The following is a 16,339-nucleotide window of genomic DNA, read 5'->3' as shown; positions in this document are numbered from 1 at the left end:
AATTAACTATAAATAATTATATTAGTAATTATAGGCTTTGCCTAATGTTTTTTTGTTATCGACTACTCCTTTCAGTATCTTTTGTTTTTCGGCTGTTAATAAGATTTTGAAATTTGTTATTTGTAGATGATGTCTTGCGTGATTCGTGTCCAATCGCTATTGCTTGTTGCTGTATTAATAATATATTAGCTTGAGCTTTCCTTAAATTTATACCTTGTTCTTTAGATTCTTCAGTAGTTAGAATTTTTTGTCCTTTCGAGAGTTTTATCGCACTATCGCATACGAAAACTCCGCAATCATATACATTTTCTTGTTGCTTGGTATTTAGATCTGTTATTTTTGCATCGGGATAAATTTCGGTAATATATTCTGTTACTTTTGGTCGAGATTCCAATGGCTCACCATAAGGATCATTATACATAAAGTTTATATTACCTTTATCATCTTTACTAGCCATTAAGAGTAACCAATGTTTATGTCCTGTATTGAGTGGTATAATTGCAGGCTTATTATCTAGTATTAAACCCTCTATTGTAATACGAAGAGTATCTTTTAGTATTTCCGGCTCTTCTAAAGAGGCATGATGAAATATAGAGAACATATTCTTATCTATATTTGCTTCCAATATATTTTTTATATCATCTTCAGTGTATAAATAAGTAGGTTGTTTTATATTTCCTGTATTATAAACACCAACTTGATCTTCAGTATTTATAACCGGTGATGATTTTTTTTCAGGTATCTGCTGTTTTGGCTCTATTACTGGTTTGGCTAATTGTTGTTCTGCTTTTAGAGATTCCTTATACATTTCCTGTGGAATTCCTAATTTTCCCCATGGTGTTTGATTATTAGCGGGAGCTTGCTGTTGCGGTGGATTTTTTATAGAAGATGCAACAGTGGTTAGTGGTTCTTCTGTTATTGTCGGCTTTGCTTCCGTAGTTGGAGTTGTTGATTCGTGAGTTTTAGGTTCTTCTTTTTTGTCGAATATTGCTTCTTTAAAATAGTTAAAGATTCTTTTAAAAAAACTTTGCGGTTGTGGTTGGTTTGCTTTTGGAGGTTCATATGATGTTGTTTGTTCTACTTGTATATCCTTAGGTCTATCATTCATAACTTTCTTTGTATTAAAATTAAAGTCAATAGGATTTACTTCAGTTTTACCTAAATCTTTTTGAAATTGCCTAGATATTTGTGATACATATTGTTTAAAGTTTTCAGCAGCATTATTTGAATCTTTAAAGATTTCATTAATTTCGAGTTTCAATCCGTAAATTTGATCTTCAGAGGTAATACCGAATTTAGCAGTGATAAGATTTATTGCTTCGTCTACAGAAAGAGGCCAAGTTTCTATAATCACTCTACCACCTTGATTTTTAGCGTTTTTTATTATTTTATCTAGCTTTTCTTTATCAGGTATTGTACCGGAAAGTAATTGATCAATTTTACGATCATATACAAGATTGTTAAAAACAGATGTTACTAAACTTATATCCATAATTGTAGTGGTTTTATCTTTTGGTATTATACCATCGGCTATAGATAAATTTTGATCTGCTTCATTTGTAAAAAAAACATGATCAACTTTTTTCATAATTTGCTTCCAATAAGCTTCTAGTTCAGAATTTTGGGGTAATGAATTATATTGATCAAAAGTAATAGTAGTTTTTATATTTAAATTTTGTAAATTAATTAAATCTTGTACCGTTAAAATAGGTTGTATATTATTGTTATTAAGTTGAATATTAAAAATCGGTGTTTTGCCCTTTTTGTGGGATTTTTGTAAGATCTCCGAAAAAATACGTTCTTTATCGGGTATATGTGATGCTTTATTAACTTCTAGCCGGATAATAGGCAGTTTATTTTGAGCTTCCTGCTTGTTTATTTTTTCTAATATCCGATCTTTATCTCCAAGTAGAAGAGTAAATATAATAGGCTCAGCCATTACTAACCTTTATTAAAAGAATATTAGGTTCTGTGAAAATTTCTAATTGATTTGCTATTTTAAGATATTTTTTAGCAAAAATTAATAAGGCTTTTGTAAGGAATAGTTATTCATATTTCAAAAAAATCTTATAATTTGCAGCAAAAAAGAGCCAAAATTAAATCTTTTGAGGAATCTTCACAGAACCTACATATAATTATTAGAATTTTTGAGCTTTAAATCAAGTTATATTTAATAATCCGTGCTTTAGCTTATATAATTTATCCATTTTATATGCTAACTCATGGTTATGTGTTACCATAATAACTGTGGTATTTTGTTCTCTTGCTACTTTTAAAAATAAATTAAATACTTCATTTGTAGTTTTGGGATCTAAATTACCTGTCGGTTCATCTGCTAAAATAATTTTTGGCTTATTAATTAAGCTCCGAGCTATAGCGACCCGTTGTTGTTCTCCTCCCGATAATTCTCCGGGCATATTATAGAATTTTTTTCCAAGTCCTAAATCATCTAATATCTTTGTTGCATCTTCTATTGCTTTTTTTTGATCAAAACCACTAATAAGCCTTGGCATAATAACATTTTCAAGAGCAGTAAAATCTTTAAGTAAGTGATGTTGTTGATAGATAAAACCTAAATAATGAAGACGAATTAGATGATATTTTTGATACTTGCTATTTGGTATGATGACTTGACCGTTTGTAGGTTTATCAAGCAAGCCGGCAATATGTAGTAAAGTTGATTTGCCACTACCTGAAGAACCTATTATAGCGATTAATTCACCTTCATTAACCATTAGATTAAGATTATCTAGTACTCTAACAATAGTTTTGCCTTGGCTGTAATGTTTTGAGATATTTTTTAAAATGAGGACTGTATTATTCATATCTTAGGGCATCCACGGGATTTAATTTTGAGGCTCTATAAGAAGGATAAATTGTCGCAAGAAAACACAATATTATAGATAAAGAGGTAATTAAAATAATATCCTCAGCTCTTACTTTTGAAGGTAAACTATAAAGAAAATAAATAGCTGCCTCGAAAATTTTAGTACCGGTTATATGCTCCAAATAATTCTTGATAGTTTGAATATTATAAGAAAAGGTAACACCAAGGATTACACCTAGTGTTGTGCCAAGTAATCCTATAAACATTCCGTTATAGATAAAAATAAGCATTATTTGCTTAGTGCTTGCTCCCATAGTTCTAAGAATTGCAATATCTGAAGTTTTATCTTTAACAAGCATAAATAAGCTTGAAATAATATTAAATGCGGCAACCGTAATAATTAAAGATAGAATAGTAAACATAGCCGTACGCTCAATAGCAAGAGCACTTAAAAATTGTGAATTTAAGGTTTGCCAATTAAATACATATAGGGTTGGACCTAATAATAATTGTATTTTATATGAATATGCGAGAGCTTTATCAGGATCTAGACTATTAATTTCGATTAAATTAATATCGTTGCCGAGAGATAAGAAATTTTGTGCTGCGGTAAGCGGCATTAATATCGTTGTCAGATCATAATCATACATACCACTATTGAAAATTGCTATAACTTTAAATTCTTTTGATCTTGGCATACTGCCAAAGGTGGTAGAAACTAAATTCGGTGAAATTAATCTAATCTTATCCCCAACGGTTACGCCTAAATTGCTTGCTAATTGTTCTCCGAGTGCTATTACGTTTTTGCCGTGAAAATTATCAAAACTACCAAAATTTACATTTTTAAAGATTTCGTTTCTTACACTTAGATCCTTTAATGTCATGCCTTTAATAAGCACACCGCTATTATTACTTTTACCAAGAGCCAAAGCTTGACCGTGAGCAATGAAAGTGACATGCTTTACATAATCTTGTTTTAGGAGTTTGGCTTTAATCTCTTCATAGTTATCAATACTACCACCTCGCCGATTTATCACTATATCCCCATTTAAGCCGATAATATTTTTAGTAAGCTCTATATGAAAACCGTTCATAATGGACATGACTACTATCAATGCTGCAACGCCGATCATTACGCCCACTAAAGAAAAGGCAGAAATAATAGAAATAAACTTTTCGTTTTTCTTAGCTCTAAAATATCTGAAAGCTATCTTGAAGATAAAATTGTTATTGATCATTTATTTATTTTTTCTTACATCCGTTTCTAGGTTATTCCTGTGTGAATCAGCTTTTTTGTCATTGCGAGCAGCTGTAGGCTGTGTGGCAATCTTATGAAATAATGACAAATTCCTGAGATTGCTTCGTCAAAACTTACAGTTTTTCCTCGCAATGACGACACAATTGATGATAAAAGACATCTATACGTTACTAGAAATCTCAAAGATTTTATCGTACTTAAATAATTTAGGTAATGTTACTAACCCAAGTAGTGTAACACTGGATATAGTAATGCCAAGAGGAATAAAAGTACCGTTATACAAAAATCCTACTAATTGCAGCCCAAATGCTGTTAAAATCAATCTAGCCGCAGTGAAAATAGCCGTCATACGAGCTTTACCGTCCGGAATAGCTTCTAAAAGCAAGGGCCATAATATGTTAATCGGATATATCACGCCAAGAGATAATAATAAAGTAACTATTGTTATGGTTAAAGGATTATTAATATTATATACAACTAATATGCTATTTCCTAGTAGAAATAGTATTATAAATATAACTCCAAAATAGAAGCAATTTTTAATACCGAATTTTTTAAAGCAATAACCGCTTGAAAAGCTCATAATTGAGAATAGAGCTGCCATTGCTCCTTGATAAAGTCCGAAATATTCTAAAGTTACACCTAAATCTTGCATATATAAAATAGGAGCAATCCCAATAAATATCCAATATCCTTGTGCAAGAAATATCATTGTAAGTATATAATATATAGCTTTTGGCGATTTGAAGATAGGTATATATTCTTTTAAAGAAATACGTATTTTTTTATTAACTTCTCTTTTTGGAATAAATAATATACCAAGAATTAGGCTGATCAAACTTACTATAAGCAACAAAACAAAATTGCCACGCCAGCCCCAAAATAAATTGACGTAGCTACCTATAACCGGTGCTATTGCCATAGAAAGGGCAATAGTGCCATTTAAAATGCCCATGAATTTTTGCTGTTCTTGTACCGAATAAATATCGGCAAGAACAACATATACTAGCACTGCAACCGATGATATCCCGCATCCTTGCAAAAATCTTCCAAATAATATAGTTGCATAATTATTTGCAAATACACAAGATAAACTACCAAGATTAAAAATCAGTAAACCGAGTATAATAATCGGTCTGCGTCCGTACCTATCTCCTAAATTACCGACTATAAGCGAAGTAATACAATAGGCAGTTAGATTAATACCAAGTAGTAACTCTGTCATAAAAGTTGAAAGGTTGAATGTATCTTGTATTTCAGGAAAACTTGGAATGAATAAATCTATTTCCGCTCCAGCGAGTATTTCCATAATGATTACGGTAATAATTAATTTCATAAGTAATTGTTAGTTTGAGATTATTTTAGCAAAGTATTATTGAATCCGAAAGCCTGCGCGATGTCATCCTTGCGAAGCATTGTTGCATAGATACCAAGTCATCATTGCGAGCGAACGTTAGTGAGCATGGCAATCGTAGAAATTCTTCCCAAGATTGCTTCATCAATTTACTATTGTAAATTTTCTCGCAATGATGGAAAAACCGATATACACAACAACATTTTTGCGGGGATGACATAAATAAGGACGCAAAAATGACAGCAAAGCCACACAGCAAATCAAGCTTTCTATATTCTTATAGCTTACAATAATTAGTGTATTGTTTAAAGAAAGAATCAATGAATATTTATGCTCGTCTAGCAATTTTTATTTACCAGGAGTATATACATGATACGATAACAGGAAGACTGAAAGGAAGTGCAAGCAGAAATTTTTAGTGACATATGTTAAGAATAATGATCCCTAACATGCGGGACTATTAACAAAATAAATTTTAAAACTAATTAAATTTATTTTTACTGCAAATTACTAAGGCTTTTTTGAAATAGAATTAACTATTCCCTCAAAAATCTTATTAATTTTCGCTAAAAATTCTTTTTAATTATCAATTAAAATTATTTTGTTAATAGCCCCTATCAATTTTAAAAATTAATTAAAATATTAATGATTAATTCCTAAAGTTTGTTTTTGAGTATCGGTAGTATTCTCCATTACCCACTTTTGGACATCAGGACTTAACATATTATACTGATCTGCTGTTAAACTAGCAATCCAAGCTTGTTGATCGTCAGTACTCATAGCTTGTATTTGGGTTGTTGTAACTGAAGCTGGGGCAGGCATTTGCATTGATGAAGCAAATACTGAGTTTGCGCAAGCTAGAATTAATAAAATCTTTAATAAATTTTTCATTTTGTAAACCTTTTTTGTTTTATAATTGTGATTATAACAAAGCCACGGCAGCTTTCAAGCTAAATTATATTAAACATTTAAATTTTTTATATTAAGGAACTTTTATTGTAACAAATATATCAATTATATACTTTATTGTCATTCCCGCGAAAGCATGAATCCAGTAAAAAGTGTTCAGTATCATACCGTAGCTTGACCACAGGACCTTATGTCACAGATTATACCCTAAGATACCACGCTCAAGTCGTAATATAACATTAAAGTTGAGTGGATTCCTGCTTTCGTAGGAATGACATACCCCTTTATATTGTTAACTGCTCTCTGCAAATATTTCGATAAATTTCTGAGTTTTTAGATAAATCATTATGTGATCCTTCAGCGACTACTCTTCCTTTATCTATTACTAAAATATAATCAGCTGATTCTATACTACTAATTCGATGGGCAATTGATATAATAATGTTCCCTTTCATTATTTTTTTTATAGACTCTAGTAATTTTTGTTCGCTCATCGTATCTAAAGCACTCATTGCCTCATCAAGAAGTAAAATTTGCGGCATGCGTAGTAATGCTCTAGCAATAGCTATTCTTTGTTTCTGTCCTCCTGATAATCTAACCCCTCTTGCACCGATTTTAGCATTTATACCGTCATGAAGTTTAGCAGCAAATTCTTCTATTCCTGTAATTTTTATTATCTCATTTATTTCGTCGTCGCTTGCTTCATTATTACCGAATATAATATTTGATTTTATAGTACCAGAAAAAATGCTAGCCTCTTGAGGAACATAGGCAATTAATTTACGAATTTCAGCAGGATTTAAAAGAGTGATATCTTGATTGTTAATAAGGATAGTGCCGTTTTCTTGTCGGTAAAAACGCAGCAGTAACTGTATCACGGTACTTTTTCCTGCACCTGATCTACCTACAATACCAAGAAACTTATTGGCATTTATCTTCAAAGACATATTATTAATAATCCTTAAATTAGGTCTTGAATGATAGGTAAAATCGACATTTTTGAATTCTATCGAGATTGGATCGGAATTATTTAATTCTAAATAATTATTATGTACTATAGGTGTTTTATCTATAATTGTAATTATTCTCTCAAGGGCTGTAACAGGTAAATGCATTTCGCTTAGTAGCTCAACAATACCGCCATAGCTAACTCCGGCGATAATCGCATAATAAATAAACGAGATAATTTGTCCTGCAGATAAATGACCTTTCACTATATCTAAAGCTCCGATCCAAACGACTAAAGTAATCGCAAGAGATATAATGGCTATTGAAATCGCAAAGAATAAAGCACGAATTTTTAAACGGGTTTTGCAGTATATTAAATAGTTTTGTAATTTAATATCAAAATCGGCAATTTTGTTTATTTGATGGTTAAAAGCATAAATAGCTCTAATATTATTAAAAGTTTCATCAATATCTGATGCTAAAAGTGACTTAGATTCTAGAGCTTTTTTAGATAAAACCTTAACATGCTTGCCGAATTTAATTAAAGGAATTAATAAGATAGGAATGGTAATGATTACTATAGAAGCGAGTTTAAAGCTTTCAAAAAACATTAATGTAATGCCGCCAATTAGCATCACCGAATTGCGAATAAAAAAAGATAAGAAATTAACGATGAGAGTAGATATTTGATCTATATCATTTGTTAGGCGTGAAATTATATCGCCGATTTTTAGTTCTTCAAATTCTTCAATTTCATAATTAATTAAATTACTATAAGCTTCTTTTCTTATTTGATTAACTACCTTTTCAGCAATATTATTGATAAAATATGAACGAAAAAAACTAGCAATACTTAAGATAATAATTAATAAACAAATATATAATATAGATTTATCAACCGATAAAATATGGTCTTTGCTCAAGCCTTTATCAACTAAATTTCTAAAAATACTACCGATTAGTAATAATGAAGCTGATACGCTAAGTAAAGAGATCATAACGATGATCAAATCTTTTTTATAGAACCTTAGATATTTAGCTAGTCTATATAAAAGTTTGATATCCATAAGAAAAAAATGTCATTGCGAGCGACTGTAGGTGTTGTTGCATGGATGCCAAATTGTCATTGCGAGGAGCGAAGCGACGTGGCAATCCAGAAGAATAATAAAAAAGTATTAATTTTAGCATTTTTTTACTGGATTGCTTCGTCAATTACTTTGTAATTTTCTTCGTAATGATGATTTGGTAACCACACAACAATTCCAAAACATGGGGCGAGTGACGGGATTCGAACCCGTGACCCTCAGAACCACAACCTGATGCTCTAACCAACTGAGCTACACCCGCCATAAATTAACAACGTAAATTTAGATTATCAGAAGGAGTTAGTCAAGAATATTTATTGTATTAACATTATTTGACTGATATATTATAACTATATATAGTTGCAACATGAATCGGTATATAAAACTTATAAATAAAGCAAAATCCTACAGGATTAAGTTTTTCTGATTTGTACTTTCATGACTAAGTGTGGTTGGGTTAAAGATAGGCAAAAAGGTAGCCATCAGATTTGGTACTCGCCCAAAGGAAATAGGTTATCTATTCACACTTTTGGAAATATGGCAAAAGAATATCAAGTTCGACAATTTTTAAACTTTGCAAAAGGAAATGAAGATGAAAACAAATGATACATTTGACGGGTTTACTATAGAACTTTTTAAAGATACGAATGGAGATTGGCTAGCAAGATTTGAAGAGCTACCGAATGTATCAGCTTTTGGCAATTCGCCTGAAAAAGCACTGCAAGAATTACAACAAGCTTGGACTTTAATGAAAGAAAGTTATATAAGTCATAATCAATCTATTCCCTTGGCTCCGTCTAGGAAAGAGTATAGTGGACAGTTTAATGTTAGAGTAGATAAACGTGTGCATCGAGCTTTAGTACTTGAAGCACTTAGAGCAAAAATTAGTTTAAATGCTTTAGTATCTCAAAAATTAACTTTATCGGTAAAACAATGAAAAAAAAAGCAGTTATTTTATTAAGCGGTGGACCTGATTCTACTACGGTTCTTGAGATAGTTAACAAAATGGATTATGACATTTATGCTCTAAGTTTTAATTATCATAGACGCAATAGTCCAGAAGTCCAAAAAATCCAAGAATTAATTAAAGATTATAATGTAAAACAACATAGGGTTATTAATATTGATTTGCAGTCATTTATCGGTTCTGCATTGACTGATGATAATATAGATGTACCAAAATTTAAAAACACAGATCAATTACCAAGTGACATACCGGTTACTTATGTACCGGCACGTAATACAATATTTTTAAGCTACGCACTAGGGGTTGCTGAGGTTATAGGAGCTAGAGATATTTTTATTGGGGTACACACTAATGATTATACTAACTATCCTGATTGTCGTCCTAAATATATAAAATCCTTTGAAGCAATGGCAAATTTAGCAACTAAGGCAGGAGTAAATGGAGAAAATATTACTATTCATGCTCCTTTAATAAATATGACCAAAGAGCAAATAATTAAAAAAGGGCTTGAGCTTGGAGTAGATTATAGTAAAACAATATCATGTTATGATCCAACAGAGGACGGTTTATCTTGTGGTCAATGTCTATCATGCATTGCACGACTTGATGCTTTTAAAAAGAATAATGTACAAGACCCGATTAAGTATGTATAATTATAGATATATACTCATAAGTAAAATTAATAATAAAATAATATGAATATGCAATATATTTATATTATACATATTATACAGAAAAATAGTTAGTATATATGATAAATAGAGGACATTTATATGCCCCTTTTCCTGTGTTTGATTTAAACGATATAGTTTTACGAGAGTTAGTCGCGGAGGATGCACAAGATTATTTTAATTATATGAGTAAGCCGGAAATGGCTATTTATATAACTGATAGCAATAGGCCTAAAGACATAGAAGAAGCCGGAGAGGAAATACGTTATTGGTCTAGTTTATATAAAAATTATAGAAGTTTTTATTGGGGGATTGCCATTAAAGACAATAATAAATTAATAGGTACTGCCGGTTTTAATATAATAAATCTAGAACATCATAGAGCAGAAATAAGTTATGATCTAGATCCTAATTTTTGGGGTCAAGGTATGATGTTAAAATCTATAAAGAATATTTTAAAATTTGCTGATTATATTGGTATTATAAGAATACAAGCAACAGTAATTACTGATAATTTTCGTTCGATTAATCTTCTTGAGAGATGCGGTTTTGCTAGAGAAGGAATTCTTAAAAAATACGAAATAGTTGCAAATGAGCATAAAGATTATTATATGTACGCAAGAGTACTGTAGTAAGAATTGTTAAAATAAACATAAAAAAGAAAGTTAATGGTAGTAGAAGCTGATAAAAAAGCATTGATTTGTTCGTTTTGTAGTAAAAAACAACATGAAGTAAAAAAACTGATAGCAGGTCCTGCAGTATTTATTTGTGATGAATGTATAGATTTATGTACAGATATTATGAAAGAAGAAAGTAAAGTTGCTTTAAAGCAAATTACTTCTTCAATTCCAACGCCACAAAAAATATGTGGAATTCTAAATGATTATGTAGTTGGGCAAGATCAAGCGAAAAAGATTTTAGCAGTAGCGGTTTATAACCATTATAAGAGGCTTGAATATGTACAATCTGGCAATAATGACGTTGAGCTTAATAAGTCGAATATCTTACTGATCGGTCCTACCGGTTCAGGAAAAACTTTACTTGCTCAAACGCTTGCTAAAATTTTAGACGTACCTTTTACTATGGCAGATGCTACTTCTTTAACAGAAGCCGGGTATGTCGGTGAAGATGTTGAGAATATATTACTACGTTTATTGATAGCAGCTGAGTTTAATATAGCAAAAGCACAAAAAGGTATAATTTATATTGACGAGGTTGATAAAATTGCCCGTAAATCGGAGAATCCTTCTATTACACGGGATGTATCAGGTGAAGGAGTACAGCAGGCATTACTTAAAATTATGGAAGGAACAGTTGCTTCCGTGCCTCCTCAAGGCGGTAGGAAACACCCACAACAAGATTTCGTACAGTTAGATACTTCAAATATCTTATTTATTTGCGGTGGTGCTTTTATGGGGATTGATAGCATTATAACCTCAAGAACTAATCATAGTTCTATAGGCTTTGCAGCTAACGTAAATATAGATAAAGAGAAAAATAATAGTGAGATTCTTAAATCCCTAGAGATTGAGGATTTAACTAAATTCGGTTTAATTCCTGAATTTATCGGTAGATTACCCATCGTTACTACTTTAGATGAGTTAGACAAAGAAACTTTAATTACAATTTTAACTAAGCCTAAGAACGCCATAGTAAAGCAATATCAGAAACAATTTGAGCTTGATGATGCTGAGCTTGTAATTGATGATTCAGCCTTAGAAGCTGTTGCCGAAAAAGCTCTAGCTAAAAAGACGGGAGCAAGAGGACTTCGTTCAATACTTGAGCATCTTTTGCTTGATAGTATGTATAAAGTTGCCGAGCTAAAAAAACAGCGTATTACTATTACAAAAGAGGTAGTTAACGGCTTAGTCGAACCGATAATGACCTCTCTCATTTCTACAAAATCAAACAAAAAACAACCGGTTATTGAAGATATACCGGCGTAAATATTATTTCTTCTCTATGTCATCCCCGTGAAAGCGGGAATCCAGAAAAATAACTTTGATATTGATGTAAGAAGTTACACATGTGATAAAGTAAATGTATACAACACAAGTTTTTTATATGTTTTACTGGATTCCCGTCTACGCGGGAATGACATAAACAAGCCTGCAACAAGACCTACGACTGCTTGCAATGATGGGTTGGTATCTACACAACAACGCCGGCTTGACCACGGGACAATACTAATTTAGTATAAAATTTATCCTAAACTAGTATTTTATAGCGGTTTAAATACCATTAAGAAAAAAATAATACTCAAACTGATAAATGCCGGCCAGCCTAGGTAGAGCCATAATTTAAGTAATTTATAATATTTTTCTGGTAGGGGGAATTTGCTGTTTTAATGCTTCAAGTGCCATATTTTGTAGTTGAATTTGAATCCATACCACCGGGAACCAACAACTACCGACGATTATGTATCCGATATAAGTTAAGGTAAGACATAAATCAGAATAATTATAGCAAGCATATTTACTAATACTATGCCGCTAACCGGTTGAATTATCGCAGTTGGAGTAGTAAAAAGAAGATCAGCTATAACTGTAGTGCAGGCTGCATATGCCGTTGCATTCAAATCACCGGTTTTATTTGCCCACCACATAAAAAAACAGTACCAATTCCAGTACCCAAAAAATAGTAGAACTAATAATATGAATAGTTTTTATAAAAAGATAATCCATTATTTATCTCGTTCTATCGCCATGAATACTAAAGTAAGTAATATTATTAGAATATTTTTAAATATCGGACCAAGTGGATCTAGCCACAATATTGGCTTAAGATATGTTAATAGTAGAGTATAAGCTAGTATTAATAAAATTTGTAAACTACATATCCTATTTATTTTATTTTTGATAATTATTAGAATTCCAAGAATAATATCTATAAAGCAGCTTCCATATAATATGTGTAAGGTGCTATTTGTTTATCAAATCCTAGTGATATTATCATTTACATAATAGTATCATAAATAAAAATGCTTGAAATAATTCTTGTCATTATCCAAAATAGTCCTAAGACAATTTTTATTATAGGTTTTAAAAAATAAAGCCTAGCGTGCCATATGGATTACACGGTTAAAGGTTCGGTTGTAAAACCTTGTTGCAAGTTTCTAGGGATTATAGAAGTAAAATCGATAAAATCTTTTTTATCAGCAATATTAGGTTGAAGTAACATATTATACGTAGTAGAATTAATGAGTCCTATTTTTTTAGACAATCCCCTAATTTAGTTGCTATTTTAATGAATATTAAAGGAAATTTTATTAGTTTTCTAGGATTGTTGTAAACCATCACCTATTAAAGGAATAAAATATGGTAATGTTGTAAGAGCCCTAAATAGCGAGGTACCACCATAACAACCGCTTGCGTAAACAAAAGACGGTTGTAAAATTATCCAGTCTATATTTTCTAATTTTTGTAAATATTCTTCAGCTGCTTTTTTAGTTAAAGCATAAGCAGTGTTTTTTTCATCATCTATTCCAAGAGCTGAAATATGAATAATTATTTGTACGTTAGTAAGGGTGCAAGCCTTAAATAGAGCCTTTGGACCATTGATATGAACATTGTCAATATTATTAGCATGACTAGACGTTAACACACCTGATATATTAATAACCATATTTATGTTGTTTAATCTATTTATCCCGTTTTGTATTAAAATCACAGTATATCACTTCTGCAGTAGGGAACTTTTGCCTGGTCGATTCAACATCTCTAACACAGCATATTACTTTATAATTATTCTTTAATAATTACAGCTATAATATATGATCCAATAAAGCCGTTAGCTCCGGTTACTAGTATTCTCATTATAATATAAACGATTCAGGTACTGACATTTTTTATATCATTAATCAGATCCTGTTGTAAATAGAAGATAAAAAAGGATATGTTATATCCACAACTATTGTTTTTTGGTTAAAAACTTTTATAACCCAATCCTCTTCTTTCTTATCATAAATTGGGGTTGCTCGTGTGTGACTTTAATATTCTCTCATAATAAAATAATTAAAGATTATAAATGATTATATAAAAGATTTGAATATTAAGATTTATATTTTAATATTTATTTAATTAAAATTATGAGTAATAAATTAGAAGTAATAATACAATATTATAATGATATATCAAATTTAGGCGTAAGATTATGGCAAACTACTACTACAGTACTTGCTAGTGTTAATTTAGGTGAGGTATGGAAAATATGGTTCTGTGATAAAAATTTTAAATCTACCGACACTAGATCAAAGTTTGATTTATACTCAATATTTAGAAACAATGTTAAGTACAGTAGCTGCTACCGGCAAGTATCAAGATAATAATATTGATCATTCTCAATGGAGCAATTGTTTTGAAGAGCTAAATAATCGAGATCATTTTTTATGTATAAAAAGCTACAGAAGTTAATAGGAGTAGAAAATAAGAATATCATTGATGCTATGCTAGATGATATAAGGGATATAAATTCATTAGAGTATAGTACCCTAGTTACTAAAGTCCAAGTATTTTTAAAAAATAATTTCAATCTTAATACTTGATTAAATCAGCCAAAGAAATCGATGCTATGGCATATCCTATGATGATAGAGTATTATTTATCGCTATATAGCTAAAGCAATATTACTTACAAACACTTTAAATGTACCGTCCTCTTATGAAAACGAGTTTAATATAGTAAAAAAAGCTTATTTAAATTTTGCAAATTATCTTAATTTATTAGAGCAAAGTCTTACTAGAATAGAAAAAGCTAGTGATAAGTATAATGAAGATCACAAAATTGCTTCTTGGTTAACTTAAAAATCAGCTTTAGTTAGTAATAATTCAGGTAAAATAGCAATTACTTATGTTTCTCTTATAGTGGTGGGTGTAATTGCTTTACGTTCTGTAGTAATCGACGAAAAGGATCCTTGGTATGAATTATGTGCTTTACCGACCACTAGCCTTGCGATGCTAAAAATTTTATTATCTTTTCCTAGTACGGCCTTATCAAATAGACAAACTAAAGAGATGAATAATAATATGTTTCAAGCATTAGAAAATAACAATGACAATGCTGAAGATGTTAAATTTTTATTTGATCACATTCCAAGCTTTGCTAATAATGCCGTAAGTACAATTGCGATTTGTTTTAGATATGCTGCTAATTTAGGGTTCTATTGATTTATTAAATAATGATACTATTAATCGTGTAATTGTATATACGGGCTTTACGATGGTATACAGGGAGTATTAGAAGAACAAAGTAAGGTTACAAATTTTATGCAAAATAAATTAATTAAATTTTTGCATGATAAAATTGTACCGGCTTTAATTGAGCATAAGAAATGTACAGTTGAAGAAATTAAACCATATTTTCAGTTACTATATAAACATTCCAAAACAGATAAGAATACGTAAATAAAAAACTTCAGGCAATATATAATAAACTTACCAATCAAGATATAGATTTTAACAATATTGAATCAGACATTAGTACCTATCATGGATGGAAGAGTATTGCTATGTGTTCGGCAATAGCCACACTGATTTTGGATTATATCTGTTTTTATGAAGATCTAATGTTTTATGCATCAACTTCTGTTAAATTCAGTGTCTTGCTTCTTTATTAGTATCAACATATTATGGCAATAAAGTTATAGAAAATATCACCAGCGAAAAATTAACTAATGATATGTTTTTTCAAAAGTTTTACTATAATGATACGGCAAGATTGAATGTAGTGATAGTACCTTTAATACTGTTTGAGTCTATTAAAGATTTAAAATTCTTAAGTCTTGCAACTTTAATAGATGTTTTAACAACTGCTATATCGGATTTTAATGTCGGTAAGGCAATTATTAGTGCAGGCAAGAATATTGCCGAGCGAACCGCTACTACCCTTACTTGGCTTAATAAGGTTGTCTTAGGCACAAACGATGATATTGATCCTACAGAAGAAGTACCATGCTTAGGTTTTGTGGACACTGCTAATTGATTTGCTATTTTGCAGCAAAAAATAGCCAAAATTAAGTCTTTTTAGAAATGTCCACAAAGCCTAGATTAAGGTTGTAAAATTTACGTTATTTAATGTGCTCTGTCCATTTTTAATATAATTGAATCTTCAGAATTAAGTGTTGCATGTATTAAAAAAGGTGAGGTGACATAGGACTGCACTTCGCTATGCATAAAAGCTTGGTACATTATCAATCTCTAAAGTAAAATTTTTGCTATATTCAAGAAGTGTTTGAGCAGCTTTTAAGTGTATCAAATAACCTATAGTTGTATTAAAGTAACCACCATGATCTACTATCTTCTTGAATACGGATTATTGTAAATA

General features: G+C 30.7%; 22 protein-coding genes, 1 tRNA gene and 1 pseudogene. 10 read left to right on the top strand and 14 right to left on the bottom strand.

All coding sequences use genetic code 11. The features are described from left to right. Positions 1–55: 55 nt before the first annotated feature. From QUD19_RS00825 to QUD19_RS00795, 7 genes are all read right to left on the bottom strand, one after another. Positions 56–1,939 (bottom strand): YopJ family acetyltransferase, encoded by a 1,884-nt coding sequence (locus QUD19_RS00825; RefSeq protein WP_498808219.1) that lies wholly within the window; start codon positions 1,937–1,939, stop codon positions 56–58. Between the two features lie 220 nt (positions 1,940–2,159). Beyond that, positions 2,160–2,825, bottom strand: coding sequence for an ABC transporter ATP-binding protein (locus QUD19_RS00820; RefSeq protein ID WP_498808218.1), 666 nt, complete (start codon positions 2,823–2,825; stop codon positions 2,160–2,162). After that, complete coding sequence (locus tag QUD19_RS00815; protein WP_498808217.1) at positions 2,818–4,065, bottom strand: lipoprotein-releasing ABC transporter permease subunit; 1,248 nt, start codon at positions 4,063–4,065, stop codon at positions 2,818–2,820. Before QUD19_RS00815 ends, QUD19_RS00820 begins: the two co-directional genes overlap by 8 nt. A gap of 180 nt (positions 4,066–4,245) precedes the next feature. Further along, positions 4,246–5,421 (bottom strand): multidrug effflux MFS transporter, encoded by a 1,176-nt coding sequence (locus tag QUD19_RS00810; RefSeq protein WP_498808216.1) that lies wholly within the window; start codon positions 5,419–5,421, stop codon positions 4,246–4,248. A 660-nt stretch (positions 5,422–6,081) separates the two neighbouring features. Further along, on the bottom strand, positions 6,082–6,330 hold the full coding sequence (locus QUD19_RS00805) for a DUF2673 domain-containing protein (protein ID WP_498808215.1): 249 nt from the start codon (positions 6,328–6,330) through the stop codon (positions 6,082–6,084). A 302-nt stretch (positions 6,331–6,632) separates the two neighbouring features. Beyond that, positions 6,633–8,363: an ABC transporter ATP-binding protein gene (locus tag QUD19_RS00800; protein ID WP_498808214.1), complete on the bottom strand. Its 1,731-nt coding sequence runs from the start codon at positions 8,361–8,363 to the stop codon at positions 6,633–6,635. A 203-nt stretch (positions 8,364–8,566) separates the two neighbouring features. After that, a tRNA-His gene (locus QUD19_RS00795) sits at positions 8,567–8,643 on the bottom strand. 176 nt (positions 8,644–8,819) lie between these two features. On the opposite strand from QUD19_RS00795, the gene QUD19_RS00790 reads away from it, so the two are divergent. From QUD19_RS00790 to clpX, 5 genes are all read left to right on the top strand, one after another. After that, a complete protein-coding gene (locus QUD19_RS00790) occupies positions 8,820–8,987 on the top strand; it encodes a type II toxin-antitoxin system HicA family toxin (protein ID WP_498808213.1) in 168 nt (55 codons plus the stop codon). Then, positions 8,974–9,318, top strand: a complete 345-nt coding sequence (locus QUD19_RS00785; RefSeq protein WP_498808212.1) for a toxin-antitoxin system HicB family antitoxin — start codon at positions 8,974–8,976, stop codon at positions 9,316–9,318. Before QUD19_RS00790 ends, QUD19_RS00785 begins: the two co-directional genes overlap by 14 nt. Then, entirely contained in the window at positions 9,315–10,001 is a 687-nt protein-coding gene (gene queC, locus QUD19_RS00780) for a 7-cyano-7-deazaguanine synthase QueC (protein ID WP_498808211.1), read from the top strand. Before QUD19_RS00785 ends, queC begins: the two co-directional genes overlap by 4 nt. A 98-nt stretch (positions 10,002–10,099) precedes the next feature. Further along, positions 10,100–10,651, top strand: coding sequence for a GNAT family N-acetyltransferase (locus QUD19_RS00775; protein WP_498808210.1), 552 nt, complete (start codon positions 10,100–10,102; stop codon positions 10,649–10,651). 36 nt (positions 10,652–10,687) lie between these two features. Beyond that, positions 10,688–11,965 (top strand): ATP-dependent Clp protease ATP-binding subunit ClpX, encoded by a 1,278-nt coding sequence (gene clpX / locus QUD19_RS00770; protein ID WP_498808209.1) that lies wholly within the window; start codon positions 10,688–10,690, stop codon positions 11,963–11,965. 275 nt (positions 11,966–12,240) lie between these two features. Here the strand turns inward: clpX and QUD19_RS00765 are convergent. The 6 genes and pseudogenes from QUD19_RS00765 to QUD19_RS00740 all read right to left on the bottom strand — a co-directional run. Next, positions 12,241–12,303, bottom strand: a pseudogene (locus QUD19_RS00765) (DUF2269 domain-containing protein); the annotation flags it as partial. 25 nt (positions 12,304–12,328) lie between these two features. Further along, complete coding sequence (locus QUD19_RS00760) at positions 12,329–12,412, bottom strand: hypothetical protein (protein WP_498808646.1); 84 nt, start codon at positions 12,410–12,412, stop codon at positions 12,329–12,331. 41 nt (positions 12,413–12,453) lie between these two features. After that, positions 12,454–12,624, bottom strand: coding sequence for a DUF2269 family protein (locus tag QUD19_RS00755; RefSeq protein WP_498808208.1), 171 nt, complete (start codon positions 12,622–12,624; stop codon positions 12,454–12,456). A 78-nt stretch (positions 12,625–12,702) separates the two neighbouring features. After that, a complete protein-coding gene (locus QUD19_RS00750) occupies positions 12,703–12,879 on the bottom strand; it encodes a DoxX-like family protein (protein WP_498808645.1) in 177 nt (58 codons plus the stop codon). Between the two features lie 212 nt (positions 12,880–13,091). Next, positions 13,092–13,241: a hypothetical protein gene (locus QUD19_RS00745; protein ID WP_498808207.1), complete on the bottom strand. Its 150-nt coding sequence runs from the start codon at positions 13,239–13,241 to the stop codon at positions 13,092–13,094. 54 nt (positions 13,242–13,295) lie between these two features. After that, positions 13,296–13,643 carry an NAD(P)H-binding protein gene (locus QUD19_RS00740; RefSeq protein ID WP_498808206.1) on the bottom strand — a complete coding sequence of 116 codons (348 nt, stop codon included), beginning with the start codon at positions 13,641–13,643 and terminating at the stop codon, positions 13,296–13,298. Between the two features lie 463 nt (positions 13,644–14,106). On the opposite strand from QUD19_RS00740, the gene QUD19_RS00735 reads away from it, so the two are divergent. The 5 genes from QUD19_RS00735 (at position 14,107) to QUD19_RS00715 (ending at position 15,997) form a co-directional block, all read left to right on the top strand. Continuing rightward, complete coding sequence (locus tag QUD19_RS00735) at positions 14,107–14,343, top strand: hypothetical protein (protein ID WP_498808205.1); 237 nt, start codon at positions 14,107–14,109, stop codon at positions 14,341–14,343. A gap of 63 nt (positions 14,344–14,406) precedes the next feature. Further along, a complete protein-coding gene (locus QUD19_RS00730) occupies positions 14,407–14,562 on the top strand; it encodes a hypothetical protein (RefSeq protein ID WP_498808204.1) in 156 nt (51 codons plus the stop codon). 318 nt (positions 14,563–14,880) lie between these two features. Further along, entirely contained in the window at positions 14,881–15,183 is a 303-nt protein-coding gene (locus QUD19_RS00725; protein WP_498808203.1) for a hypothetical protein, read from the top strand. A 99-nt stretch (positions 15,184–15,282) separates the two neighbouring features. After that, positions 15,283–15,420: a hypothetical protein gene (locus QUD19_RS00720; protein WP_498808202.1), complete on the top strand. Its 138-nt coding sequence runs from the start codon at positions 15,283–15,285 to the stop codon at positions 15,418–15,420. Between the two features lie 274 nt (positions 15,421–15,694). Further along, positions 15,695–15,997, top strand: coding sequence for a hypothetical protein (locus QUD19_RS00715; protein ID WP_498808201.1), 303 nt, complete (start codon positions 15,695–15,697; stop codon positions 15,995–15,997). Positions 15,998–16,180: 183 nt separating this feature from the next. Here the strand turns inward: QUD19_RS00715 and QUD19_RS00710 are convergent, their stop codons facing one another. After that, complete coding sequence (locus QUD19_RS00710) at positions 16,181–16,270, bottom strand: hypothetical protein (protein ID WP_498808200.1); 90 nt, start codon at positions 16,268–16,270, stop codon at positions 16,181–16,183. Between the last annotated feature and the right edge of the window lie 69 nt (positions 16,271–16,339).

This window comes from Candidatus Rickettsia kotlanii, from assembly GCA_030295365.1.
Classification (GTDB): Bacteria; Pseudomonadota; Alphaproteobacteria; order Rickettsiales; family Rickettsiaceae; genus Rickettsia; species Rickettsia kotlanii.
This window is presented reverse-complemented; position numbering and strand designations above follow the sequence as displayed.

Bases quoted from the DNA above. Each gene is read 5' to 3' on its own strand.
- QUD19_RS00825 (WP_498808219.1), bottom strand. From the start codon at position 1,939: ATGGCTGAGCCTATTATATTTACTCTTCTACTTGGAGATAAAGATCGG.
- QUD19_RS00820 (WP_498808218.1), bottom strand. From the start codon at position 2,825: ATGAATAATACAGTCCTCATTTTAAAAAATATCTCAAAACATTACAGC.
- QUD19_RS00815 (WP_498808217.1), bottom strand. From the start codon at position 4,065: ATGATCAATAACAATTTTATCTTCAAGATAGCTTTCAGATATTTTAGA.
- QUD19_RS00810 (WP_498808216.1), bottom strand. From the start codon at position 5,421: ATGAAATTAATTATTACCGTAATCATTATGGAAATACTCGCTGGAGCG.
- QUD19_RS00805 (WP_498808215.1), bottom strand. From the start codon at position 6,330: ATGAAAAATTTATTAAAGATTTTATTAATTCTAGCTTGCGCAAACTCA.
- QUD19_RS00800 (WP_498808214.1), bottom strand. From the start codon at position 8,363: ATGGATATCAAACTTTTATATAGACTAGCTAAATATCTAAGGTTCTAT.
- QUD19_RS00790 (WP_498808213.1), top strand. From the start codon at position 8,820: ATGACTAAGTGTGGTTGGGTTAAAGATAGGCAAAAAGGTAGCCATCAG.
- QUD19_RS00785 (WP_498808212.1), top strand. From the start codon at position 8,974: ATGAAAACAAATGATACATTTGACGGGTTTACTATAGAACTTTTTAAA.
- queC (WP_498808211.1), top strand. From the start codon at position 9,315: ATGAAAAAAAAAGCAGTTATTTTATTAAGCGGTGGACCTGATTCTACT.
- QUD19_RS00775 (WP_498808210.1), top strand. From the start codon at position 10,100: ATGATAAATAGAGGACATTTATATGCCCCTTTTCCTGTGTTTGATTTA.
- clpX (WP_498808209.1), top strand. From the start codon at position 10,688: ATGGTAGTAGAAGCTGATAAAAAAGCATTGATTTGTTCGTTTTGTAGT.
- QUD19_RS00755 (WP_498808208.1), bottom strand. From the start codon at position 12,624: ATGTGGTGGGCAAATAAAACCGGTGATTTGAATGCAACGGCATATGCA.
- QUD19_RS00740 (WP_498808206.1), bottom strand. From the start codon at position 13,643: ATGGTTATTAATATATCAGGTGTGTTAACGTCTAGTCATGCTAATAAT.
- QUD19_RS00735 (WP_498808205.1), top strand. From the start codon at position 14,107: ATGAGTAATAAATTAGAAGTAATAATACAATATTATAATGATATATCA.
- QUD19_RS00730 (WP_498808204.1), top strand. From the start codon at position 14,407: ATGTATAAAAAGCTACAGAAGTTAATAGGAGTAGAAAATAAGAATATC.
- QUD19_RS00720 (WP_498808202.1), top strand. From the start codon at position 15,283: ATGCAAAATAAATTAATTAAATTTTTGCATGATAAAATTGTACCGGCT.
- QUD19_RS00715 (WP_498808201.1), top strand. From the start codon at position 15,695: ATGTTTTTTCAAAAGTTTTACTATAATGATACGGCAAGATTGAATGTA.